Source organism: Streptomyces sp. NRRL S-378 (assembly GCF_000720645.1).
Classification (GTDB): Bacteria; Actinomycetota; Actinomycetes; order Streptomycetales; family Streptomycetaceae; genus Streptomyces.
In genome coordinates this window covers 217,283-241,284 of record NZ_JOBX01000002.1, presented here as the reverse complement: position 1 = coordinate 241,284, position 24,002 = coordinate 217,283, and the positions used below count along the sequence as shown (strand labels likewise).

Annotated in this window: 19 protein-coding genes; 9 read left to right on the top strand and 10 right to left on the bottom strand. The window is 72.5% G+C overall.

The window, feature by feature from the left end; all coding sequences use genetic code 11:
- Positions 1–32: 32 nt before the first annotated feature.
- Both IH80_RS0102910 and IH80_RS0102905 read left to right on the top strand, forming a co-directional pair.
- Positions 33–542 carry a VOC family protein gene (locus tag IH80_RS0102910; RefSeq protein WP_051808702.1) on the top strand — a complete coding sequence of 170 codons (510 nt, stop codon included), beginning with the start codon at positions 33–35 and terminating at the stop codon, positions 540–542.
- A gap of 89 nt (positions 543–631) precedes the next feature.
- Positions 632–1,027: a hypothetical protein gene (locus IH80_RS0102905; RefSeq protein WP_030957402.1), complete on the top strand. Its 396-nt coding sequence runs from the start codon at positions 632–634 to the stop codon at positions 1,025–1,027.
- Positions 1,028–1,287: 260 nt separating this feature from the next.
- Here IH80_RS0102905 and IH80_RS0102900 read toward each other — a convergent pair whose 3' ends face one another.
- Positions 1,288–2,358, bottom strand: a complete 1,071-nt coding sequence (locus IH80_RS0102900; RefSeq protein ID WP_030957400.1) for an alpha/beta hydrolase family protein — start codon at positions 2,356–2,358, stop codon at positions 1,288–1,290.
- A gap of 93 nt (positions 2,359–2,451) precedes the next feature.
- Here IH80_RS0102900 and IH80_RS0102895 point away from each other — a divergent pair, with 93 nt between their 5' ends.
- Both IH80_RS0102895 and IH80_RS0102890 read left to right on the top strand, forming a co-directional pair.
- Complete coding sequence (locus IH80_RS0102895) at positions 2,452–3,081, top strand: GNAT family N-acetyltransferase (protein ID WP_030957398.1); 630 nt, start codon at positions 2,452–2,454, stop codon at positions 3,079–3,081.
- The gene (locus tag IH80_RS0102890; protein WP_030957396.1) at positions 3,078–3,968 is read left to right on the top strand and encodes a PaaX family transcriptional regulator C-terminal domain-containing protein; all 891 of its coding nucleotides are present in this window, start codon (positions 3,078–3,080) and stop codon (positions 3,966–3,968) included. Before IH80_RS0102895 ends, IH80_RS0102890 begins: the two co-directional genes overlap by 4 nt.
- Before the next feature lie 48 nt (positions 3,969–4,016).
- Here the strand turns inward: IH80_RS0102890 and IH80_RS0102885 are convergent, their stop codons facing one another.
- Positions 4,017–5,222, bottom strand: coding sequence for an epoxide hydrolase family protein (locus IH80_RS0102885; protein ID WP_078906289.1), 1,206 nt, complete (start codon positions 5,220–5,222; stop codon positions 4,017–4,019).
- A gap of 62 nt (positions 5,223–5,284) precedes the next feature.
- Here IH80_RS0102885 and IH80_RS0102880 point away from each other — a divergent pair, with 62 nt between their 5' ends.
- The 3 genes from IH80_RS0102880 to IH80_RS0102870 all read left to right on the top strand — a co-directional run bounded on the left by IH80_RS0102880 (position 5,285) and on the right by IH80_RS0102870 (position 10,685).
- The gene (locus IH80_RS0102880) at positions 5,285–6,349 is read left to right on the top strand and encodes a helix-turn-helix transcriptional regulator (protein WP_078906288.1); all 1,065 of its coding nucleotides are present in this window, start codon (positions 5,285–5,287) and stop codon (positions 6,347–6,349) included.
- A gap of 221 nt (positions 6,350–6,570) precedes the next feature.
- Entirely contained in the window at positions 6,571–9,417 is a 2,847-nt protein-coding gene (locus tag IH80_RS0102875; protein ID WP_078906287.1) for a SpoIIE family protein phosphatase, read from the top strand.
- A gap of 122 nt (positions 9,418–9,539) precedes the next feature.
- The gene (locus IH80_RS0102870; protein WP_030957390.1) at positions 9,540–10,685 is read left to right on the top strand and encodes an ABC transporter substrate-binding protein; all 1,146 of its coding nucleotides are present in this window, start codon (positions 9,540–9,542) and stop codon (positions 10,683–10,685) included.
- A gap of 35 nt (positions 10,686–10,720) precedes the next feature.
- Here the strand turns inward: IH80_RS0102870 and IH80_RS0102865 are convergent, their stop codons facing one another.
- Positions 10,721–12,781 (bottom strand): AfsR/SARP family transcriptional regulator, encoded by a 2,061-nt coding sequence (locus IH80_RS0102865; RefSeq protein ID WP_386395592.1) that lies wholly within the window; start codon positions 12,779–12,781, stop codon positions 10,721–10,723.
- 744 nt (positions 12,782–13,525) lie between these two features.
- On the opposite strand from IH80_RS0102865, the gene IH80_RS0102860 reads away from it, so the two are divergent.
- Positions 13,526–14,998: an NDP-hexose 2,3-dehydratase family protein gene (locus IH80_RS0102860; protein ID WP_234432094.1), complete on the top strand. Its 1,473-nt coding sequence runs from the start codon at positions 13,526–13,528 to the stop codon at positions 14,996–14,998.
- Between the two features lie 88 nt (positions 14,999–15,086).
- Here the strand turns inward: IH80_RS0102860 and IH80_RS0102855 are convergent, their stop codons facing one another.
- A complete protein-coding gene (locus IH80_RS0102855; RefSeq protein ID WP_030957384.1) occupies positions 15,087–15,707 on the bottom strand; it encodes a dTDP-4-dehydrorhamnose 3,5-epimerase family protein in 621 nt (206 codons plus the stop codon).
- Between the two features lie 276 nt (positions 15,708–15,983).
- Between IH80_RS0102855 and IH80_RS0102850 the strand changes: the two genes are divergently transcribed.
- Complete coding sequence (locus tag IH80_RS0102850) at positions 15,984–16,844, top strand: class I SAM-dependent methyltransferase (RefSeq protein WP_030957381.1); 861 nt, start codon at positions 15,984–15,986, stop codon at positions 16,842–16,844.
- Here the strand turns inward: IH80_RS0102850 and IH80_RS0102845 are convergent.
- From IH80_RS0102845 to rdmE, 6 genes are all read right to left on the bottom strand, one after another.
- Positions 16,822–18,063, bottom strand: coding sequence for a DUF418 domain-containing protein (locus tag IH80_RS0102845; RefSeq protein WP_051808700.1), 1,242 nt, complete (start codon positions 18,061–18,063; stop codon positions 16,822–16,824). The genes IH80_RS0102850 and IH80_RS0102845 overlap by 23 nt on opposite strands.
- A gap of 21 nt (positions 18,064–18,084) precedes the next feature.
- Positions 18,085–18,894, bottom strand: a complete 810-nt coding sequence (locus IH80_RS0102840; RefSeq protein ID WP_030957379.1) for an FkbM family methyltransferase — start codon at positions 18,892–18,894, stop codon at positions 18,085–18,087.
- 77 nt (positions 18,895–18,971) lie between these two features.
- Positions 18,972–20,255 (bottom strand): activator-dependent family glycosyltransferase, encoded by a 1,284-nt coding sequence (locus tag IH80_RS0102835; protein ID WP_030957378.1) that lies wholly within the window; start codon positions 20,253–20,255, stop codon positions 18,972–18,974.
- Positions 20,256–20,282: 27 nt separating this feature from the next.
- Positions 20,283–21,461 (bottom strand): P450-derived glycosyltransferase activator, encoded by a 1,179-nt coding sequence (locus tag IH80_RS0102830; protein ID WP_051808699.1) that lies wholly within the window; start codon positions 21,459–21,461, stop codon positions 20,283–20,285.
- A gap of 41 nt (positions 21,462–21,502) precedes the next feature.
- Entirely contained in the window at positions 21,503–22,300 is a 798-nt protein-coding gene (locus IH80_RS0102825) for a phytanoyl-CoA dioxygenase family protein (RefSeq protein ID WP_030957374.1), read from the bottom strand.
- Positions 22,301–22,347: 47 nt separating this feature from the next.
- Positions 22,348–23,955, bottom strand: a complete 1,608-nt coding sequence (gene rdmE / locus IH80_RS0102820) for an aklavinone 12-hydroxylase RdmE (RefSeq protein ID WP_030957372.1) — start codon at positions 23,953–23,955, stop codon at positions 22,348–22,350.
- Positions 23,956–24,002: the final 47 nt, after the last annotated feature.

Below are 24,002 nucleotides of genomic sequence, written 5' to 3'. Positions count from 1 at the left end.
GGGTATGCGAAACGGATCCGGAGGGACCCGCCATGACGAACGAAGCGACCGCCGCACCCACGACCGGGCTCAGCGGCTTCTATCCGGTGCTCGCCACACGCGATGTTGCGGCCTCCCGCGCCTTCTACACCCGCCACCTCGGGTTCGAGGTGACCTTCGAGGCGGACTGGTACGTCAGCCTGCGCCGCCCCGACGCACCGCTGTACGAGCTGGCCCTTCTCGACCACACCCACCCGAGCGTCCCCGAGGGCCACCGGTCGGCGATCGAGGGCGGCCTGCTGCTGAACTTCGAGGTGGACGACGTGGACCGCGAGTACCGGCGGCTCGTGGCGGAGGCCGGCCTGCCCGTCGTGCTGCCGCTGCGCACCGAGGCGTTCGGACAGCGCCACTTCATCGTGGCCGCGCCCGACGGCGTGCTGGTCGACGTCATCACCGTCGTCCCGCCCAGCGAGGAGTACGCCGCCCAGTACAGCGAACCGCCCGTGCCGCGGCCGGACCGGACACAGGAGCACGCGAGGACAAATGGCACCAAATCCTGCTGAACTTAGCAGCCCGTGGACGCCGTTACAGTAGCGACGGCGTCAGTCGGTTCGACCGCAAGGGGGCGGGAACCGCGCGAAGGAGGCTTTGCATGCTCGAATGGAAGCAGATCCGCTCCGGCATCCGCCCCGTGCCCGCTCCGGCCGCGACCTCGAGGATCTGGGCCATCGCGGCCACCACCGCCTTCGCCCTCGTCGCCGTGTTCAACTTCCTCGACGGGCAGGGTGACCCCACGCTCGACCTGATCGCGATCTCCGGCACCGTGGCCGTGGTCAGTACGGGAGCGCGCCTCACCGCGGCGCCGGGTACCGCCCTGCTGTGCTGGCTCGTCCTCAACGCCTTCGCCACCGCCCCCATCGGCGCGCTCACCTGGGAGGCCCCGTACGACCTGGGCCGGATCGTCTGCCTCCTCGCGGCCGCGGGCACGGGCACCGCTCTCGCCCGGCTCGCCCATGCCCGGTCCGCCCACCACCGCCTGGCGCCCTGAGGCGCGTCAGGCCGGGGCCGTGGCGACTCCGGGGGCGGGCGAGCGTCCGCAGCGCCGCGGCGGCGTGTGCCGAGCCGTGCGCGGGGTCGGCGACGCCCGCGGCCCTGGTACGGCGCGCGGCGTCGACGCGGGCGGGCGGGGTGAGTGCGGCCGGCCGGTTGCGTAGCGGGCCCGATGGGTGGTTCCGCAGGGGTCCGTCGGCCGGTTCCGCAGCGGCCCGACGGGCGGGTCCGTCGGCGGTGCCGTAGCGGGTCCGGTAATCACGGCCGGGCTCCTTCGGTGTCCACAGCGCTCAGGAACTGTTCCTGGTCGGCCAGGAATCCTTCGGCGAACAGGGCCCTGGGCGCGCACAGCGCGGTCAGGGTCAGACGCAGCGGGGAGTCCTCGACGGCGCGCCTGACCAGGCCGTGGGTGGCGTCGGGGTAGTGAGCGACGCGCAGCGCCGGCCCCGGCAGCAGGCGACGGTACGCGGCCTCGGTCTCGGCGGTGTCCACGTTGAGGTCGTGTCCGGCGAGCACCAGGAGGACGGGGATGCCGCGCAGCGCGGGCAGGTCCGCGCTCGCGTCGGCGGTGTGGTTCTTGGTGACGAACCGCCAGCGGGCGGCGGTCATGCCGTCCGGGTCGCCGACGGCGTGGACGTACTCCTCGTAGGAGGCGCCGCGTCCGAGCAGTTCCAGGCCGGCCTCGCGGCGGCTCAGTGCGGTCGCGACCTCCGCGTCGGAGGCGCCGTCCCGGCGCAGCCCGGCGAGGAGGTGGTAGCGGCCCTGCCGGTGCCAGTTGACGGCGGGCGAGACGGCGATGACGAACCGGATGCCGCGGTCCTTGGCGGCGATCCCGGGCAGGACCCAGCCGGCCTGACTGGCGCCCCACAGGCCGATCCTGCCGCCGTCGACCTCCGCGCGCCCGCGGGCCCAGGCGATCGCGTCGGCGGCCTCGGCGGCCCGGTCGTCCATGCTCTGGTCGAGCCAGTCGCCCGGCGCGCCGCCGACGCCGGGCTTGTTCCAGGACAGCGAGGCGTACCCGGAGCGGGCGAAGGCCTCCCACATCGGACGATAGAAGGTGTCGTGGGTGGCGTCCACGGGGCCGTCCCCGTGCACGAACACCACCAGCGGGAACGGCCCCTTCCCCCGCGCGGGCAGGGCCAGCACGCCGTGCAGGGTGCGCCCTGCCTGATGTATCACCACCGGTTCCTCGCGCAGCTCGTAGGTGTTCTGCCACACCACCAGCCCGCCCAGCCCCGCCGCCACGACCGCCAGCGCGGACAGCACCGCGAGCGCGGCGCGCACCCACATGCGACGACGGGGCGCGCGTGCCGTGCGCGTGCGTTCCATCCGACCTCCCGAAAACTATCGCTCCAATAACGCTCGTTCTTGATTCGACCGTACTATGTTCATAAGGAAAGTGCGAAGAGAAGAAGGAGTGTCATGGGAACAGCAGTGTTGATCGGGCGCGGCGTGCCGCGGGGCGCAGAGGAGCGGGTCGCCGAGCTGTACTGGGAGGCCTTCGGCCGCAAGCTCGGCGCCGCGCTCGGGCCGCCCGAGCAGGGCCGCGCCTTCATCGCCGGCCACCTCCACCACGACCGCGCCGCCGTCGCCCTCGGCCCCGCCGGCGACCGCGTCGTGGGCGTGGCCGGCTACCGGCTAGGGGGACGCGCCCTGACCGGTGGCGGCGTGCGCGACGTGCTGTCCGCCTACGGGTTCTTCCGCGGCCTGCCCCGGCTCGCCGCCCTTGCGCTGCTCGAACGCACCCCGGCACCGGGCGAGCTGGTCATGGACGGCATCGCCGTCGACCCCGCACACCGCGGCGCGGGCATCGGGAGCCTCCTGCTGACGGAGATCGCGGCCGTCGCGGCCGAACACGGCTGCTCCCGGGTCCGCCTGGACGTCATCGACGTCAACCCCCGGGCCCGGGCCCTGTACGAGCGGCACGGCTTCCGCGCCGTCCGGACCGAGCAGACCCCGTACCTCGAGCGCCTCATGGGCTTCGGCGCGGTGACTACGATGCACCGAGCCGTCACGGCACACCCCGGAAACACCTCGGAGCAGCAGCGATGACCAGCCGACCCGCGGCAGAAACCGCCACCCCCGGCATCGGGACCCGGACTCTGGTGTTCGCCCTCGTCCGCGAGGACGGCACCGTCGACGCCGGCGAGCTGTACGCCGTCGCCGACGCCCTCGGCATGACCGACCAGCAGGTCCGGCTCTGCCTCAAACGGCTCGTCACCGAGGGCCGGTTCACCCAGGAGGGCCGCGGCCGCAAGGCCCGCCTGCTCGCCACCTCCGACGCGACGGGCGCGGTCGCGCCGGACGCCGAGTACGTGCGCCACGCCTACCGGCAGGACCGGGGACTCGCCCCCTGGGACGGCACCTGGCACCTGTTCGCCTTCGCCATCCCCGAGACCGCCCGGCAGTCCCGCGACGCCCTGCGCGACACCCTCCTCCATCTCGGCGCCGCCCCGCTCCAGGGCGGCCTGTACGTCGCCGCGAACGCGATCGGGGACATCGTGGAGACCCACGCCCGCCACCTCGGCGTCCTGCCCTCCCTCACCCGCCACACCAGCCGTGACCTGAGGGTCGGGGAGGAGCAGGACCCGGCGCGGCTGGCCGCCCTGCTGTGGCCGCTCGACTCGATCGCCGAGCGGCACGAGGCACTCGCCGCCCTCGCCGAGGACCGCATGGCCCGTCTGTCCGCCCCCGGACGTCCCACCGACATCGAAAGGCTGACGTACGCCATCGAGCTCGCGGCGGCCTTCACCACCGCCATGGAGCCCGACCCCCTGCTGCCTCCCGAGCTGCTGCCCCGGCCCTGGCCCGGCAGCCGCGCCCGCGCCCTGGCCGCCCGGTGCTGGGAAGCCCTGGGCGCAGGCGGCCGGGACACCGGCAGCCTGCGCCTCTTCCGCCTCTACGACGAGGCCCTCACTCCGCAACCACCGGTGCCCTAGCCTGCGCGCCGGGTCTTGCGGGTCTTCCGGGTCCTCCGGGTCCTCCGGTCAGAGGACGGGCCGGACCAGTTCGCCGAAGAACCGGCGTACGTCGTCCACGAGCGCTTCAGGCTCCTCCATCGCGAGGAAATGGCCCCCGCGGCCGAGTTCGGTCCAGCGCACGACGTTGTGGTCGCGTTCGGCCCACCGGCGGACGGTCACGTCGTGGGCGGAGAGCAGGACCGCGGTCGGGACGGTCCCGCGCTCCGTCTCACCCCACTCGGCGGCGGAGACCTCCTCGTAATAGATCTGCGCGGCCGAGGCGGCGGTACCGGTCAGCCAGTACAGCGAGACGCCGGTCAGGATGCGGTCCCGGTCGATGCTGTCCTCGGGCAGCCCGTCCGCCGGGGCGGTGAGCTCCTTGAACTTCTCCACGATCCAGGCGAGCTGGCCGACCGGGGAGTCCGTGAGGGCGTAGGCGACCGTCTGGGGGCGCTTGGAATTGCACTGCAGATAGCCGTCGTTGACGTTCTGCATGGCCTGCCAGCGTTCCTGGTCGGCCTCGGCGAGGCCGTCCGTCTCGCCCTCCGCCCCCACCGGGAAGGCGAGCAGGGCGTTGACGTGGACGCCGATGACCTGCTCCGGGGCCTGCGTGCCCATCCGGGGTGCGACCCAGGAGCCGGTGTCGTAGCCGTGGACGCCGTACCGGGTGTAGCCGAGGCGGGACATCAGCCCGGTCAGTACCGACGCCATGCGGGCCGCGCCCATTCCGGGCCCGGCCAGCGGGGTGGAGAAGCCGAATCCCGGGAGAGAGGGAACGACCAGGTGGAAGGCGTCGGCCGGATCGCCGCCGTGCGCCCGGGGATCGGACAACGGACCGATGACGTCGAGGAAGTCGGCCACCGAGCCCGGCCAGCCGTGCAGCAGCATCAGCGGCGTGGCACCGGGCTCGGGGGAGCGTACGTGCAGGAAGTGGATGTTCTGCCCGTCGATGTCGGCCAGGTACTGGGGGTGGGCGTTCAGCGCCGCCTCGTGCACCCGCCAGTCGTAAGCGGTGCGCCAGTGATCGGCCAGCTCCTTCAGATAGGCCACCGGTACGCCACGGCTCCAGCCGACACCGGGCAGTTCCTCCGGCCAGCGGGTGGCGGCGAGGCGGGAGTGGAGGTCGTCGAGCCGGCTCCGGGGGACGTCGATACGGAACGAGGGGATGCCGAGGACATCGGGGGTGCCGGGGGTATCGGGGAGGCCGGGGATCTCGGGGATCGTGTTCGTCATGGCCGTGACGCTACGGACCGCTTAGGCCGGTTCCCTTCCTAAGCGTGCGGCACTCTGGTGCCATGCTGGACACCGCCGGACGGCTGCTGAAACTGCTCTCCCTGCTGCAGAGCCCTCGCGAGTGGTCCGGGGCCGAGCTCGCCGAACGCCTCGACGTCAGCCGCCGTACGCTGCGCCGCGACGTACGGCGGCTGCGCGACCTCGGCTACCCGGTCCGGGCGACCCAGGGCACCGCCGGCTACCGGCTCGGCCCGGGGGGCAAGCTGCCCCCACTGCTGCTCGACGACGAGGAGGCCGTTGCCGTCGCCATCAGCCTGCGCACCGGAGCCGCCGGGTCGGTCCTCGGCATCGAGGAGTCCGGCCTGCGTGCCCTGACCAAGCTGGAGCAGGTCCTGCCGTCACGGTTGCGGCACCGGGTCACCACCCTGCACACCGCCACCGTCCGGGCCGGAACGGCTCCGGCCCCCAAGGTCTCGGCGGACACGCTCCTGGTCATCGCCGAGGCGTGCCGCCGGCACGAACGGCTGCGCTTCGACTACACCAGCCCCCGTCTCGGCCCCAGCGTCCGCACGGTCGAGCCGCACAGCCTGGTCAGCTTCGACCGTCACTGGTACCTGGTCGCCTGGGACACCGACCGCGACGGCTGGCGCACCTTCCGCGTCGACCGGCTCGTGCCGCGCACTCCGGCCGGTCCGCGGTTCACGCCCCGGCCACTTCCGGGCGATGACGCGGCCGCCTACCTGGCCCGCCGTCTCTCGGCGCAGACCTGGCCGTTCCAGGCGACCGTCACGCTGCACGAATCCGCCGCGGCGGTCGCCGACCGCGTCTGGCCCGGCATGGGGGTGGTCGAGCCCGTGGACGATCACAGGTGTGTGCTGCACCTGGGGGCCGACAGCTGCCGCGACCTGGCCTGGATGATCACCTCGGTCGACACCGACTTCACCCTCACGGACGCCCCGCCCGGCCTCGCCGAGGCCCTCCGCCTCCAGGCCGCCCGCTGCCTCGACGCCGTGGACGGGACCCGGACCCGGCCGGCCCCGGGCACCGGGCCGGGCGCGGTCCAGGGGGGTGCCGGGCCGGGGCGTGGTCCGTGTTCAGGAACTGGCGGCCGGGCGCCGCGTAGCTGATGACCATGATCCGGCAGACGTTGTCCCTGGGCGCCTCCCGCCGGGGTGGGCGGCCGGCGTCACGGGTTTCGTCGACTGGTGCCCACGAAACTGAGCGCGGGGCCGGTGCCCCTGCGGTCATGGGTCTGACCTGCACAGACGGCTGCCGGGAACGCGGCGGTGGGGGGTCGGTGCGTGCCGCTCCCCGCTGCCGACGGCCCGGGGAGGTTAGAAGATGGATTATGAGCGTCTTCCTGGGACATCTGCGGCGTGTGCTGCCCGGCTCGGCCAAGCGCTCCTCCGCTCGCTCCGGAGGTCCCCGCTCGGAAGACCATCAGAAGCACCAGGAGCCCGCCCAGCCCTGGGCGGGCAGGGTCCGGCGGCCGCAGCGGCTGACGTCGCTGCTGAGCGCGCGCAGCGTGGCCGGCGAGGTGTTCCTCCTCCAGCTCGTCGTCGTGGTGCTCCTCGTGGCCGCCGCGGTGGTGGCGCTCGTGGTCCAGGCCCGCAGTGACGCCATGCTGGACGCCCGGCACCGTACGCTCGCCGCCGCCGGCACGTTCGCCGAATCCCCCGGGATCGTCGCCGCCCTGCGCAGTCCCCGTCCGAGCGCGCTGCTCCAGCCGAGTGCCCAGGCGGCCCGCAAGATCGCCGGGGTGGACGGCATCAACGTCTACACGCTCGACGGTCTCACGATCACCCACAGCGACCCGCGTCAGATCGGCAAGCACGTGGTCGGCCCCTTCTCCAAGGCGGCGGCCGGCAAGTCCTTCACCGAGACGTTCGAGGGGTCCCTCGGTCAGTCCGTGGTCTCGGCCGTCCCGGTCAAGGACTCCGAGGACCGGGTCATCGCCGTCGTCGCCTCCCCGGTCACGGTCCAGAACGTGCAGAGCATGGTGAACCGGCAGCTGCCGGTCGTCATCGGCACGGCAGCCCTGGTGCTGGCCCTGTCGGCGGGCGGCACGGCCCTGGTGAGCCGCCGGCTGCTGCGCCGGACCCACGGCCTGGGGCCGGCGGAGATGACGAGGATGTACGAGCACCACGACGCCGTGCTGCACGCGGTCCGGGAGGGCGTGCTGATCATCGGTGGCGGCGGGCGCCTGCTGCTGGCCAACGACGAGGCACGGCGGCTGCTGGACCTGCCGGCGGACGCGGAGGGGCGCCCGGTCACGGAGCTGGGCCTGGAGGAGGGGATCGCCGCGTCGATCGCCTCGGGCCGTTCCGCGACCGACGAGCTGCACGTGGCGGCCGATCGGCTGCTGGCGCTCAACATCCGGCCCACCGCCCCCTTCGGGCAGGCGGGGACCGTGGTGACCCTGCGCGACACCACCGAGCTGCGGGCGCTCTCCGGGCGGGCCGAGGTGGCCCACGAGCGGCTGAAGCTGCTCTACGACGCGGGGGTGCGCATCGGTACGACGCTGGACGTGGGCCGCACCGCCGGGGAACTGGCGGAGGTGGCGGTCCCGAGGTTCGCCGACATCGCCTCCGTCGACCTGCTGGACCCGGTGCTGCACGGCGACGAGCCGCCCGAGCCGGGCACCGAGATGCGCCGTACCGCCGTCGTCGCCGCGCAAGACCCGCATCCCCTGTACCAGGTCGGCGAGCTGATCCGGTTCGTCCCGACCAGCCCCATGGCGATCGGGGTGGCCGGCGAGCACGCGGTGCGGGTGGCGGACCTGCGGGTCACCCGGGAGTGGATGGCCCAGGACCCGGCCCGGTCCCGGCGCATGCTGGACCAGGGCGTCCACTCGGTGATCGCCGTCCCGCTGCGGGCCCGCGGCGTGCTGCTGGGGATGGCGGGCTTCTGGCGGGTGGGGCCCTCGCCGGCCTTCGAGGAGGAGGACGTGTCCTTCGCCGAGGAGCTGACCGCCCGGGCGGCGCTGTCCATCGACAACGCCCGCCGCTTCACGCGCGAGCACGCCATGGCCGTCACGTTGCAGCGCAGCCTGCTGCCCCGGGGCGTACCGGACCAGTCCGCGGTCGAGGTCGCGCACCGCTACCTGCCCGCGCAGGCGGGGGTGGGCGGGGACTGGTTCGACGTGATTCCGCTGCCCGGCGCCCGGGTCGCGCTGGTGGTCGGGGATGTGGTCGGGCACGGTCTGCACGCCGCCGCCACCATGGGCCGGCTGCGCACCGCGATGCACAACTTCTCCACGCTCGACCTGCCCGCCGACGAGCTCCTGAGCCATCTGGACGAGCTGGTCGCCCACATCGACACCGACGAGGGCGCCGGTGAGCAGGAGTGGCAGGGTCTCACCGGCGCCACCTGCCTGTGCGCCGTCTACGACTCCGTCTCGGGGCAGGTGACCGCCGCGACCGCGGGCCACCCGGGCCCGGCCGTCGTCCACCCCGACGGAACGGTGTCGTTCCCGGAGCTGCCGGTCTCGCCGCCGCTGGGCCTGGGCGCCGGCCTGCCCATGGAGACCGCGTCGCTGACCGTTCCCGAGGGCGCGCAGCTGGTGCTGTTCACCGACGGGCTGCTGGAGAGCCGCGACCGCGACCTCGACGCGGGTCTGGCGGTGCTGGGCGCCGCCCTGGCCGGGCCGGCCGGGTCGCCGGAGGAGACCTGCGCCGCGGTGATCGACGCGATGCTGCCCAGCGGGCAGAGCGACGACATCGCCCTGCTGGTGGCCCGCACGCGCCGGCTGGATCCCGATCGGATCGCCGAGTGGGAGGTGGCGTCCGATCCGGCGGCGGTGTCCCCGGTGCGCAACGCCTGTGCCCGCCGGCTGGCGGAGTGGGGTCTGGAGGACATCGCCTTCACCACGGAACTCATCCTGAGCGAGCTGATCACCAACGCCGTCCGGTACGGGACGCAGCCCATCCGGGTGAGGCTGCTGTACGACCGCAGTCTGGTCTGCGAGGTGTCCGACGGGTCCAGCACCTCCCCGCACCTGCGCCGGGCCGAGGCCACCGACGAGGGAGGACGCGGTCTGTTCCTCGTCGCCCAGTTCGCGGAGCGGTGGGGCACCCGCTACACGGCCCGCGGCAAGATCATCTGGAGTGAGCAGGCCCTTCACGCCGAGCCCTCGGCGGCCGGGGAGGACCTGGGGGCGGCGCTCCTCGCCGCCTGGGACGACGAGGCGTTCTGAGTCCGCACGGGTAGGTCGGCCGGAGGACAGGTGGTGGGCGCGCACCGCTGGGACTGCGTTGTCGCGGCTGCCGCACGTACGCTGGCATCGGATCAGTACGTGCCGCCCGTTATGGAGCCTTTGTGCCCGCACCTCGTCTCCGGACAGCCGCCGTCGCCGCCTGCCTCGCCCTCGCCGCGGGGCCCCTCGGCGCCTGCGGAGACAGGCCCCCCGCCGCACCCTCGCCGCCCGCGGTGGCCACGTCCGCCGCGGACGCGGGCGGTATGGCGGCGCTGACCGCGGCGGCCAGGAAGGAGGGGGCGCTCAATACCATCGCGCTTCCGAGGGACTGGGCGGGCTACGGCGCGCTGATCGACGGCTTCGAGAAGAAGTACGGGATCGAGGTCACGGTGGAGGACCCGGACGGCACCAGCCAGGACGAGGTCGACGCCCTCAAGGAGCACCGGCGCGACGGGAGCGCCCCCGACGTGATCGACGTGGGCGGCACCTTCGCGCCGGCCGCCGCCCGGCAGAACCTGCTCGCTCCGTACGAGGTCGTCCCCTACGACGACATCCCCGGGGACCAGAAGGACCCGCGGGCCCGCTGGTACAACAACTACGGCGGCTACGTCTCGATCGGCTGCGACGCCCGCCGCGTCAGAACCTGCCCGTCGACCTTCGCCGATCTGCGCAAGCCCGAGTACAAGGGCCAGGTCTCCCTCAACGGCGACCCGACGAAGTCGGGCTCCGCCTTCGCCGGGGTGTACGCGGCGGCCCTGGCGAACGGGGGCTCCTTCGACGACATCCGGCCCGGTGTCGACTTCTTCGCCGACCTCAGCGAGAGCGGCAACTTCATCCCCGTCGAATCGACCCCGGCCACGATCGAGCAGGGGCGGACCCCGATCAGCATCGACTGGGACTTCCTCAACCTCGGGTACGCCGAGGAGTTCCGCAGGAAGGGCGCGGACGTGGACTGGCGGACCGCGATCCCCTTCGACGGGAGTTTCGCCCAGTACTACGCGCAGGGGATCAACAAGAACGCCCCGCACCCCGCCGCGGCGCGGCTGTGGCAGGAGTACCTCTTCAGCCCGGAGGGCCAGAACCTCCGGCTCGCGGCCTATGCGCGCCCCGTCCTCATGGAGTCGATGGAGGAGAACGGCACCCTCGACGAGACCGCGGCGGAGAAACTGCCGACGGTCGAGGGCACCCCCACGTTCCCGACGGAGGCACAGCAGGAGAAGGCGGCGAGGACCGTCGACCGCAGCTGGGAGAAGGCCGTCTCGCCCTGAGGCGGGGGCGGGGGCGGGAGCGAGGGGGGGCCCGGTCAACACCGGTGGTGGTCCGGCCAGATGCCCGCCGTGGGGGCCGCCCGGCCCGATCCGGTCCTGGTCCGCCGGGTCCGCCGGCCCGGGAGATCGGCCACCGTCTCCTCCTCACCGGCGGCTGCGGCCCCTCCCAACGGGGTCGAGTCCCCCTCGTGTTCCGGTCCATCGCCCGAGAGGGTGTCGAGCAGCCGCTCACGGGCGTACACCCGGGTCAGTTCGGGGAACTCGTAGTGGGTGCCGCCGTCCTCCCAGCGGACGATGTTGATCAGGTGGCTGTCCACGAAGCGCTGGAGGAGGTGCTCCACGCTGCGGCTGTCGCTGCCGAGGAGCTCGACGACGGAGTCCGCGGTGAACCGCCTGGGCGGCAGGATGCTCAGCAGCCGGAAGACGCTCTGCTCGACGCGCCCCAGCCCTTCGTAGCTGAAGTCGTACCGGGACCGTACGTCGAGCTCCCCGAGGCGGAGTTCGTCCAGCAGTTTCTCGGAACACGTCAGTTGGCTCGCTAAGCCGGACAGGGTGAGCCCCGGACTGCCGCTGAGGCGCCCTCCGATGCACCGCACGGCCAGGGGATGTCCGCCGACGGTCTCCATCAGCTGGTTGGCGGCGTTGCGCTCCCGCCTGACCCGGGCGGATCCGATGATCCGGGCGAGCAGTTCCCGGCCCTCCGCGGTGTCCATGGCGTCGAGGTTCACGTTCCAGGCGCCGCCCAGGCCGTGCAGGCGCCTGCGGCTCGTGATGACCACGGAGCATTCCGGGTCGCCGGGGAGCAGGGAGCGCACGTCGGCCAGCGAGGACACGTCGTCCAGCAGGATCAGCAGGCGCCGGCCGACGGTGGTGGAGCGGAACAGCTTGGACCGTTCCTCCAGGTCGGCGGGTATCTCGGACTCCGCGACGGCCAGGGCGCGCAGGAATCCGTGGAGCACCTCCGAGGGGCCCGTGCCCATGCCGGTGGAGCCGCGCAGGTCCGCGTAGAGCTGTCCGCCCTCGAAGAACGGCCGGACGGTGTGGGACATGTGCACGGCGAGCGCGCTCTTGCCCACGCCCGGCATGCCGCTGATGACCGCGACGGCAGGGGCCGTACGGGGCCGGTCGCGCTCGCCGACCCCGGCCAGGAGGGCGGGTGCCTGCTCGACGATGGACTCCCTTCCGGTGAAGTCGGCTATGTCCGGCGGGAGTTGGGCGGGCGCGGGGATGCCCGGCGCGGCCGGCGGGGCCGGGACCGCCCGCGGCCCGGCGGCCACCGGCACCTCCTCCGGTTCGGGAGGCAGGACCGGTCCGCGGTCGGGCTCGATCAGGACGGGCTGCTGGTGGCGTTCGTACAGCACACCGCCCGTGGCCTCCGACAACAGCGCCTGGTGGAGCGCCCGGAGCTCCTTGCCCGGTTCGAGTCCGAGGTTGTCGATCATGCTGCGCCGCAGCACCTGATAGACCTCCAGCGCCTCGTGGCGCCGGCCGGAGCGGTGCAGGGCGATCATCAAGGAGGCGTGCACGTTCTCATGGAGGGGGCGGCTGAGCACGAGCGACTTCAGCTCGCTGATCAGCTCCTGATGGCGCCCCAGCTGGAGGTCGGCCTCGATCCGCAGGTCGAGCGTGCGCTCCCGGAACTCCTCGAGCCGGGTCACGTAGGAGGACAGCAGGCCGCCAGGCACGACGTCGACGAGTGCGGAGCCGCGCCAGAGCGCGAGCGAGCGCCGGAGCGCCTCGGCCGCCCCTGCCGCATCCCCGCTCTTCAAGAGCGACTTTCCCTCGCCGGCTTCCGTTTCGAATCGGTGGAGGTCGACGCACCGGTCGGGAATGGACAGCGTGTATCCCCCGGGCCGAGTGAACAGGATTTCCTCGGAATTCCGCGCGGTGAGAATCTTCCGGAGCTTGTAGATATATGTTTGCAAAGTGGTCATCGCGCTCGCGGGCGGGTCGCTTTCCCACAGCTCGTCGATAAGCTCGGAGGTCTGTACCAGGGTGTTCCTCCGCATGAGGAGGAGGGCTATCACCTGGCGTGGCTTGGGTGCTGTGGGCACGACATTGCGCGGACCATCGAGAATCTCCAATGGGCCGAGCATCCGGAAGTCCATCTCATGTCCCCCGTTCGGTGATGCTGCGTGTTCACGAGAGGGTCGAGCGCCGCCTGGTCGACGTAAGGGGTGCGGAGCGACTTCTCCCCTGACTTTGCACTAAGTTAACTCTTCCTTTAAGGCGGGGCAAGGCCATATGCCAGCGTCCTGCTCCCGGTCCGCCGGGGCAACATCGGCCACCGGCGGTTCTGTTGGCCCGAAACAGCTCAAGATTAAACGGAATTTGATCTTCCGAGGTGCATCCGCCCTGGACCGCGCCGGGGGCCACGGGATTCCGCTTCGAATTCACGCCAATCACCCACGGAAATGCGCCGGTTCCTTTCGCCGCGCACGACCGTCGGGGCCACTGGAGGCCGCCACGATCCTCGCTCGATCCCTGGGGGAGGGGAGCACTCTCCGGACGGACACGGGCGCGTGGGGGGCGTCATGACCACAACCATCGAACGTCACGCTCGAAGAACGATCGAAGCCCCCGCCGGATTCCATCCGGGCGCATCAACTCCGCTGCGCGGGGCCCCAGCCGGCCCCGCCACGGAGGTTCAGGGAGATTCGAGGTCGTTGCTGGCAGCCCGCACTGTACTGGGCCCTGCGCGCCGTCGAAGGCCCCCACCTCCACGGGAGCATCCGAGGACACCGGTACGGCCACCCCTCTCGACGCCGCGGACGCGGAAGACCGCCGAGCACGCCGAGTACGCAGCACGACCCTGTCCTTCCGGCGCAAAGGAATCCCTGGTGAACAGAATCGCCCTCCCGCTCCCTTCCCCGACCGCCCTGCGCACCCTCCAGGACCGGCTCGCGAGGTCGGCCCTCGCCGAGGAGAGCCGCATCCGCCAACCGGTCCCGTTCGCCACGTGGTTCGCGGGCGCCCGCGAACGCTCCGGCCTCCGGGTCGAACGCGTGGGTCTCGACGGCCTGGAGAACTGGGAACGGGACCCGCGCACCGGAGCCCTGCGGCACGCCAGCGGCGGCTTCTTCGCCATCGACGGGCTGGACGTGCGCTTCCCGTCCGGTCCCGTACCCCGGTGGCAGCAGCCGATCATCCACCAGCCGGAGGTCGGTGTCCTCGGCCTGCTGGCCAAGGAGTTCGGCGGGGTTCTGCATTTCCTCATGCAGGCCAAGGTCGAGCCGGGGAACAGGAACCACCTCCAGCTCTCCCCCACCGTGCAGGCCACCCGCAGCAATTACCTGCGCCTGCACAAAGGGCGCGCCGTTCCCTATCTGGAGTACTTCCAGGAAAGGACGCGGCACCGGGTCGTCGCCGATGTCCTCCAGTCCGAACAGGGCGCCTGGTTCTACCGCAAGCGGAACCGGAACATCGTCATCGAGGTGACCGAGGACATCGCCGTCGAGGAGGACTTCCGCTGGATGACGCTGGGCGAGATCCACCGGCTGCTGGCCGTCGAGGACATCGTCAACATGGACACCCGCACCACGCTGTCCTGCCTGCCCCTGGCCGGCGGCGGTCTCGACGTCCTGATGGACAGCGGTGACGGCTTCCGGGACGCCCTGGCCCGCTCGTGCGCCGGAGAGCCGGGCGGAGTTCACACCGTGGACGAACTCCAGAGCTGGATCACCGAGCACCGGGCGCAGAACGACCTCACCACCCGCCCGGTGCCGCTGGTCGACCTGCGCGACTGGCACAGCTCACCGGAGCGGGTCTCCCACACCAGCGGGCGCTTCTTCTCCGTGATCGGGGTGAACGTCACGGCCGGTACGCGCGAGGTCCGCGGCTGGTCCCAGCCCATGCTGGAACCCCACGGCACCGGCGTGATCGCCGTGCTGGTCAAGGAGATCGACGGGGTGCTCCACGTCCTCCTGCGGGCCAGCGTGGAGCCCGGGTACGTGGACGGCGTCGAGCTCTCCCCCACCGTCCAGTTCACCCCCGAGAGCGTGCCGCCGGGCGCGGCCCTGCCCCGCTTCGTCGACGACGTGCTGTCCGCCCCGCCGGAACGGACCCGGTTCGCCTGCCTGCTGTCGGAGGAGGGCGGCCGTTTCCACCACGCCCTGAACCGCTACCTGATCGTCGAGGCCGACGGCGACGCCGAGGCGATGGAGGACCGGGACTTCCGCTGGCTGACCCTGGAGCAGCTGAGCACCCTCCTGCGGCACAGCCACTACCTCAACGTCCAGGCCCGTACCCTCGTGGCCTGTCTGCACAGCCTGCTGGCGCCGCGGCGGCCCGGTGCCGAGGCGCTGGTCCTGTGAGCGGCTGAGCGGACCGGCGCACGCGGACGAGTGGTGGCGGCCCACCGGATTTCCGGTGGGCCGCCACCACTCGTCGCCGTACCGCCGATCAGGCGGAGCGCAGGGCGCGGTCGATCGCCAGGCACTCGGCGTAGTCGGGCAGCAGCCCCTCCGCCGCGGCCTTCTCCAGGGTCGGTGCCGCGAGGTCGCGCTCGGACAGGACGGGCTCGATGTCACCGGGGATGGGCAGGGCCAGCTCCGGGTCGAGGATCGACAGCGCCAGCTCGTGCTCCGGCACGTACTCCCCCGAGAGCAGGTAGGACACCACGGTGTCGTCCTCCAGCGCGACGAAGCCGTGGGCGACGCCGACCGGGAAGTACACGGAGCGGAACACCTCGGTGTCCAGCAGGACGGCGTCCCACTTGCCGAAGGTGGGCGAGCCGACCCGGACGTCCACCGCTATGTCGAGCGTCCTGCCGCGCGCGCAGTACACGTACTTGGCACAGCCCGGGGGCGTCAGCGTGTAGTGCAGGCCGCGCACCACCCCCCGCCGTGACCTGCTGTGATTGGTCTGGGCCACGCGGAACAGCGTGTGGCCGCCGGTGGCGTCCGAGAACGCCGACTCCTGGTAGGGCGAGAGGAATATGCCACGCTCGTCGTCGAACACGCGTGGGGTGAATTCGATTGCGCCCTCGACGGAGAGTTTCCGCGACTCCATGGAGGAAACCATGACGGACTCCCATTCAGTGCAGTGATGTGCGGTCTGTGGTCCGTGAGCGCCTGGGTCCCGTGTCCGGCGTGCCAGGATCGGGGATTCTCCACTGGGCCCGCGTGCTGCTGACGATGATTGCCGCGGGATCTCGTGTGCGCCTCAACGACGGCTGGACGGCCCGGCCCTCGGCCCGGCCCGCGCTGCTGCGGGGTCCATCTGCCCTCGAGCGCTTGCGCAGGTGCCGGCCGGACGATGGTGGGCCGGACACGCCGACCATTCCTGGGAGCGACGCACGTGGACAAGACAACCTACAAGGCCCATGTCACGGCCGCCTTCGACCGCGCCGCCGGGTCCTACGACCGGATGGGGGTCACCTTCTTCACCCCCATGGGACGGCGCCTGGTGGAGCGGGCCGCGCCGAGGGCCGGGCAGCGCGTGCTGGACGTGGGCTGCGGGCGGGGGGCGTGCCTGTTCCACGCCGCCACGCTCGTCGGCGAACGGGGCCACGTCCTCGGCATCGACATCGCGCCGGCCATGATCGAGGAGGCCCGTAAGGAGGCGGCCGGCCTCGGTGCCCCGAACGTCGAGCTGCGGGTGATGGACGGGGAGTTCCCCGAGCTTCCGGCCCGGTCCTTCGACGTGGTCACCGGCAGCTACAGCCTCATCTTCTTCCCCGACGCCCGGGCCGCGCTGCCGCGCTACGCCGAACTGCTCGCCGACGGCGGGCGCATCGCCTTCACCAGCCCGGTGTTCGACGACGACACCTTCCCGTTCCTGCCGCCCGTCTTCACCGAGCTCATCCCGCGCTCGCTCCTGGAGAACCTGCCGCCGCAGTGGCGGCCGGAGGAACTCCAGAAGCGGTTCAACAGCTGGCTGGCGAAGGAGTCGGACCTGCGCGGGGTCCTGGAGTCGGCGGGGTTCCGCGAGGTGGAGATCACCGACGAACCGGTCGACCTCGTGGCCCCGTCCGGGGAGGCGTGGGTGGCGTGGTCCCACACCCAGGGCATGCGGCTGCTGTGGGAGCACCTGCCCGACGACGACCGGGAGCGGCTGCGGGTCCGGCTCACCGAGGCCCTGGACGCCATGCGCCACGACGGCGGGCCCCTGTCGATCGAGACGCCGGTGCGCTACGTCACGGCGACCGTGGCCCGTTGACCTCGCCCACCACGGCCCCGCGGGCCGGAGCGGCGGCCGCCGCAGGGGACCGGCGGGTGGCCCTGGCCAGCAGGGTCTCGGCCGGCCCCCGCCGGCCCCTGCGGCGCAGCAGTTCGGCGAGCAGTACGCCACCGCCCCAGGTGCCGAGGGCGACGAGCGCGGAGCCGAGGACCCCCACGCGGTCGCCGAGGCCGAGGGTGTACGGGGCGAACAGCGCGAGCCAGACGACCGACTGCCAGACGTAGGCGCTCATCGACCGCCGGCCGCACGCCGCGACAGCGACCACGGCCCTGCTCCGCCGGTGCTCCAGGCGCAGCGCGAGCAGGGCCACGGCCGCGGCCAGACCGCAGCCGCCCGCGTACCCCGTCAGTACGTGCAGCGCGCTGAGCCCCCACGTCACGCCGGAGGGGGCGGTGGTCCACACCCCTGAGGTGATCAGCGCCAGCGGGAGGCCTCCGGCGACGCTCAGCGCGGTGCCCGCCACCGCCACCCGGCTCAGCAGGGCCCGGTGGCGGCCCGGCTCCTCCAGGATCCGACGCCGGGCCGCGTGCGCGCCGACCAGGAACGGGCCGAGCGACATCACGGCGAACAGTGGTGTGGTGAACACCCAGGTGCCGAGGCGGTAGGCCGCGTCGGACACCGGGTCCGCGGCCAGGTACAGCGCCGACGCGGTGTCGCCCGGCTCGTCGGAGACGCCCGCGGCCAGCATGCTCGCGTACAGCGCCGTCCCCACGACCACGCCGGCGCCCGCCACCGTGAACAGGGTCCGGTCACGGGCGCCGGTCAGGCCGACCGCGACCAGCCCGAGCAGCCCGTAGGCGCCCAGGACGTCACCGGCGAACAGCAGCAGGGCGTGGACGGACCCGAACAGCAGCAGCCAGCGGGCGCGGCGCCGCAGCACTCCGCGCGCACCCGGGCCGTCCCGTCCCCGCTCCCGCTCGCGTGCCAGGATCCGGCCCGTGCCGTAGCCGAACAGCAGGGCGAACATGGGGAAGCTGCGGCTGTCGGCCAGTACGGTGAGCACTCCCGCCGTCAGGGCGTCCGCCGGCGAGCCGGCGACGGGCGGGTACCCCCGGATCACGGCGGCGCTCCCGCTGACGAACATGTGGGCGTGCACCAGGGCGACGATCAGCAGCATCAGGCCCCGGGCGAGATCGGGGGCGAGGGCGCGGTCCGCCTTCGCCCCGGATCCGGCCGGACGCGGAGCGCCGTCGCTCATCGTCCCTTCCTCTCCGGCATGTCAGTCCCGCTCCGCCAGCACCAGGTGGACGCTGCCGCCGACGTAGACCCCCCACTGGGAGACCGTGGCGTGGAAGCCGAGGCCGGCCAGCCGCGAGACGACCCGGCCGAGCCTGCCGTCGATGTCGTGGACCTCCAGGAGGACCCGGCGGATACGGGGCCAGCAGGCCGGATCGATGCCGTCGAGGACGTCGAGTTCACCGCGTTCGACGTCGATCTTGAGCAGGCCCACCCGGTCGACGGCGTGCTCCGCCATGACGGCGGCCAGCGTGGTCACCTCGACCGTGACCCGCTGGGTCACGTTGAAGGTACGCCGGACGACCTCCCGGGTCTGTTCGTCGGCGCCGATGTTGTCCAGGTGCGCCTCGAGGTTGCGGGCGTCGTCCTCGGCGTCGTCGTACAGGGTCGAGGCGGAGGCCACGTAGGGCCGGTAGGTCAGTTCGGACGTGCCGGGCACGGCGCCCAGCGCCTGCCGGAAGGCGGTCGCGCCCGGGAGGTGGCGGGCGAGGTTGTCCTCCAGGCAGGTATAGGCCTTGGGGGCGGGTTCGAAGGCGAGCAGGCGGCTCTCGGGGGCCAGCTCGCCGAAGAGCAGCGACGCCAGCCCGATGTGGGCGCCGACGTCGATGACGGCCTCGTCGGGCCGGAGGCCCTCGGCCGCCTTGCGGTAGGGGGCGGCGCTGCTGATCTCCTCCCAGAGGGTGTGCGCCTCCGCTTCCTGGACCGCCGACAGCACGCGGCCGTCGGGCAGTGCACAGCGGGAGACGGGGACGTCGGTGGGCAGTTCGTCGGGGAGATCCCACGGATTCGGCATGGCGTCGAATCTGCGGTACGGGTCTCGAGGCCCGCACGAGGAGCACTGGTCCACCGGCCGCCGGGCCGGTGGACCGGTCACGCACGGTTCCGGTGCTCCCTGGTCATCGCCTCGAGGACCGGCACGACCTCGTTGGGCGTCGGCATGGCGCGGATCTCCTCGCGCAGCGCGCCGGCCCGTTCGGTGTACGAGGGCTCGTCGAGCAGCCGGAGGATCTTCTCGCGCAGCACCTCGGCGGTCAGGTCGCGGGCGGAGACGGCCAGGGTGGTGCCGGACTTCTCGTACTCCTCGCCCATGTCCTCGCTCACCCACTCGTAGCCGACGATGACGACCTGGGGCACGCCGTGCAGGTCCGCGGTGGCCTTCGTCTGGTAGCCGGCGTGGTGCACGATCACCGAACACGACGGCGCCAGTTCGTTCAGGGGGACGAAGTCGGTGGTGCGGATGTTGTCCGGCAGGTCGGGCAGGGCGTCGCGCTGCGCCGGGTCGAGGGCGGCGATGATCTCGACGTCGAGGCCGGCCAGGCTCTGGAAGAGGGCCGCGAGGGTCTCGTCGAGGCGGAACCGCTCGGATTCCTCGCTGGTGATGGAGGTGCCGAGGGTGATGCACACCCGGCGGCGTTCCACCGGTTCGTTGAGCCAGCTGGGCACGACGCAGCGCCCGTTGTACGGGACGTAGCGCATCGGGACGGTCGGCAGGTCGAGTTCCTGGCGCAGTGAGGCGGGCCTGGTGTCGACGACCCACTGGCCCGTCAGCATCGTCTCGTCGAACCGCCGGTCGCTGCCGAGGCGTTCGAGGGTCCAGTTCAGCCACTCGGCCGTCGGGTCCTCGCGCAGCGGCTCGGGCTGCCGGTCGCGGTGGTGCACGAAGTGTCCGCGGGTGACCATCTGGAGGGCGAGCTCGGGGCCGGACACCAGGCGCGCGTGCGCGGCGCCGGTCGCGACGGCGACGACGGCCCCGGCGATCGAGAAGCTCTCCCAGATGACCAGGTCGGGCTGCCAGCTGCGGGCCGCCTCCACGAGCTGGTCGATCTGGGCGTCGTTGTTGAGGGGCTGGTAGAGGGCGGGGACGACCATGTTCTCGTAGGAGAGGTGGTCCTCCCAGGTCGCCTTGGAGGGGTCCTGCTTGCTGGTGCCGATCTCGTTGAAGAGGGAGATCGCCTCCTTCTGGAAGCCGTCGAGCTGCTCCCAGAGGGTGGGCGACTGGATCGGCACGGCGGTCAGGCCGGTCTGGGTGACGGTGTCGACGAGCCGTTCGTTGCAGGCGGCCCGCACCTCGTGGCCCGCGGTGCGCAGGGCCCAGGCCAGCGGGACCATCTGGTGGAAGTGGTTGCCCTCGATCGACGTGAACAGGACTCTCATCGCCGGGTTCCTTTCTGTGGGCACCGGTCAGCCGGTGGTGAGCGGGCAGCCGAGCAGGTGCCGGGTCACCGGTGAGCGGCGGCTGCGCAGGTGGCCGCCGGACCGGCGCGGGCGCGGGCCGGCGGCCACCAGGGCGCGCAGGACCGCCTCGGCCTGGGCGCGGGCGAACGGCACTGTCACCCGGTGGTGGAGACCGGGGACCAGGGCTTCGGCCGGGCGGCCGGTGACGAACCGGTCGGATTGGTCGAAGACCTCGGGATCGCGGTTCGCCGCGGCGACGAGGACCACCACTCGCTCCCCTTCCGCGACGCGCTGTCCGGCGAGCGCGGCGTCGGCGAGGGCGACGGCCGGATGGATCTGCACCGGGGAGTCGTGGCGCAGGACCTCGTCGACCACGAGGGCCGCGTGTCCGGGGTCGTCGGCCAGGCGCGCCCATTCCCCGGGATGGTCCGTCACCGCCAGCACGGCTCCGGTGATCAGGCGGGCTGCGGTGCGCACCCCGGCGGTGGCGAGCAGGAGCGCCGCCTCCTGCCGCGCAGAAGCGTCCGCCGCGTCCCCCGGGCCGGTTCCGGTGGCGGTCCCGGGGGTGGCGAGGAGTTCGCGCAGCCGGGCGACGGCTGCCACCGCCCGCCGGGTGGTGTCCAGGGGCTGCGGGCACAGCAGGCCGTCGAGCACGACCCCGGCGGCGGCGCAGGCCCGGGACAGTTCCCGGCGGTCCGCCCCGGCCGGCCCGAGGGCGGCGGCGAGCAGGTGCACGGGCACGACCTCCGCGAGGTCGGTGACGAGGTCGAAGTCAGCGGCCAGGCCGCCGACCACCCGCTCGCACACCGCTTCGACGGCCGCGGGGGTGACGGCCTCCGGCACCTGCCCGTGCAGGCGCTCGTAGTGGGCGGCGTCCCCGCCGAGTCCGGCATCGTGCACCGGTACGTGGGCCTCGTCGTCCGTCAGGGGCCGGTGCGGCCACGTCCCGCCCAGGAGTTCCCCGGCCACTGCGTGGTCCGCCGTCACCCAGGCGCCCGTGGCGCTGCGCCACAGCGGGCCGAGCGCGCGGATGCGCTCCTGGGCCGGCCGGGGATCCTCGGCGTGGCCGCGCAGGAGGTCGGCGTACGGATCGCCCTTGACCTGCTGCAGCCACACCTCTCCGTGGGCCCGCTGGAGGCGTCTGCCGAGTTCGCCGATGTCCGTGCCGTTCCATGTGCCGTGCATGACGCTCACCTTCGACGTTCTCCTCTGCGACGGTCACAGCACTAGATGAGGGGGAACTTCTCGTTGTCCAGCGGGTCCCCGGGAGCCATGTGGGAGATGTGGGCGTCCTCGGTCCCGGGCCAGTAGGTGGCTCCGTCGTCCATGTAGACGATGCCGTGGCCCATCCGGGGGTTGTCGGTCAGGTTCGCCCCGGCCATGTGCACGGTGCGGCAGTGGTGGAAGGCGACGTCGCCGGCCCGCAGCGGCACGGTGACCCGGGGCTGCCAGTCGTAGTCCGGCCAGACCTCGGGGAGGGGCCGGTACTCGGCGAAGCTGGTCATGTGGATCTGCCGCTGGGTGTCGTCGCGCAGGTGCGAGCCGGGCAGGTACGTGAGGCAGCCGCTCTCGACCGGTACGTCGACCAGGGCGACCCACGCCGTCAGCGTCCGGTCGATGCCGTGCAGGGGGAGGCCCGTCTCGTCGTCGTGGACGATCGTGGGCAGCGTGTTCAGGGTCTTCTGCCCGGACTTGAGGAGGACGTCGGTGCTGTAGAGGCGCAGCGGGGCGGCGGCGAGCCGCTTGGCGACACCGGTGATCACCGGGTGCAGCGCGAGGTCGCGCAGCGCCTCGTGCTTGAGCCAGGCCTGGGCGACGAAGTGCACCTGCACCTCGTCCTCGCCGGCGCCCCAGATCTCCGGGCCGAGCCGGGCGACCAGTTCCTCGGAGGCGGCCCTGAACCGCTCCACCTCGGAGGCGGACAGGACCTGGGGAATCCGGACGAAACCGTTCTCCTGGTAGTGGCGGCGGGCCTCGTCGGTGAGGACGTCGTCGGCCGTGACCGGGGCGCTTCGGGCCGTCATGGCGTGTTCGCTCCTTCGTCGTGGTGGTGGGATCCGGGGTGTCCCGGTCAGCGGGACAGCACCCGGGTGAGGGCGTCGCGCAGGGCGCCGACGGGGTCGTCGGGCCGGGTGGCGGTGCGCCAGGCGACGACGCCGTCGGGCCTGATGAGGCTGGCGCCCCCGGCCCCGATGCCGAACCGTTCGGCGAGTTCTCCGGCGGGGTCGTCGAGGTCGGTGGCCGGGCCGTGGACCGCGACGGGGACGCCGAGGTCACGGCTCACGTCACGGGCCCATCCGGTCCAGTCGGCACCGTCCGTACCGGTCATCAGCAGCCAGCCGGAGCCGAAGAGGTCCACGGTGGAGATCCGCTCGCCCGCCCTGCGCACCCACACGTGCGGCATGCGGAATCCGGGCCGGCCGGTGGGCCGGGCCGGGGACTCGACCCTGGCCGGATCGTCGTCGTCGATGAGGACGGCGTCGGAGCGGTACCGGAAGCCGAGGATCACCTCGGCGTAGCCGACGGGTTCCGCCATGCGGTCCTGGAGGTGCGGGGCGAGCCGGGAGGCGTAGAGGTACATGGACTCGTCCATGACGAGGTGGGCCACGAGGCTGCGCTCGGGCTCGTAGCTGTCGAGCAGACCGGGGCCGGCCCGGCCGGTGAGCACGGCGGACAGCTTCCAGGCCAGGTCGTACCCGTCGCCGATGGCCGTGTTGCCGCCGAGGCCGCCGGTGGGCGGGACGACCTTGGCCGAGTCACCGACCAGGAACACCCGTCCGGCGCGCCACCGTTCGGCGATGCGGGCCGCCATCTCCCAGCGCTGGACGTCCAGCACCTCGGGCTCCAGGTCCGGCGCGTCCAGCCCGGTGCGGATCAGTTCGAGGCAGCGGTCGGGGGTGAAGTCCTCGGCGGACTCTCCGCGTTCGGGGTCGTACTCGACCAGGAAGGTGTGCCGCTCGGGCCGGTCGCTCCCGATGAAGATGCCGCTGAAGGCGGGGTTGCGCAGGTAGTACAGCCCGGACGCGTCGGAGGTGAGCACCTCGGACAGGTCGGCCTCGAAGATCATGCCGACCACGTGGGACAGCGAGCCGTGGCCCCGGCGGGCGATACCGAGGCCCTCCCTGATGGGGCTGCGGTCGCCGTCCGCGGCCACCAGGTAGCGCGCCCGTACGGTTGTCCGCGCGTCACTGTCGCGGTCGCGGAGCACCGCGGTCACCCCGTGCTCGTCCTGTTCGTAGGAGACGAGCTCGGTGCCGAACCGGATCTGCGCGCCGTCCCGGCGGGCCCGGTCCAGCATCAGCGGTTCCAGCTGGTCCTGCCAGGCCAGCGCCCACGGCATGGGGGAACAGGGCGCGGTGGTGGCGACGAGGTTGTCGAAGCCCTCCTCGAAGGTGCCGAGCACCTCGCCCCGTACGGTCTCGGCGACCCGGGTCGTGAAGTGTCCCTTGGCACCGCGGTGGTCGGTGGCGTCCTGCACCTCTTCGGCGATCCCGCCGAGCCGCAACAGCTCCATGGTGCGCGGGTTCTGGCCGATCGCCCTGGGGTGGATCGACGTCGTCGGATGCTTCTCGGCCATGAGCACCGGCACGCCCATGCGGGCGAGGAACATCGTCGTGGACAGGCCTCCCAGCCCCGCGCCCACTACCAGTACGTCTACTTCCGTGTCAGATGTGGCCATCCGTCTTCTCCCGCTTCGGTGGCGGCGGTCCTGTCGGACTCCGTTGC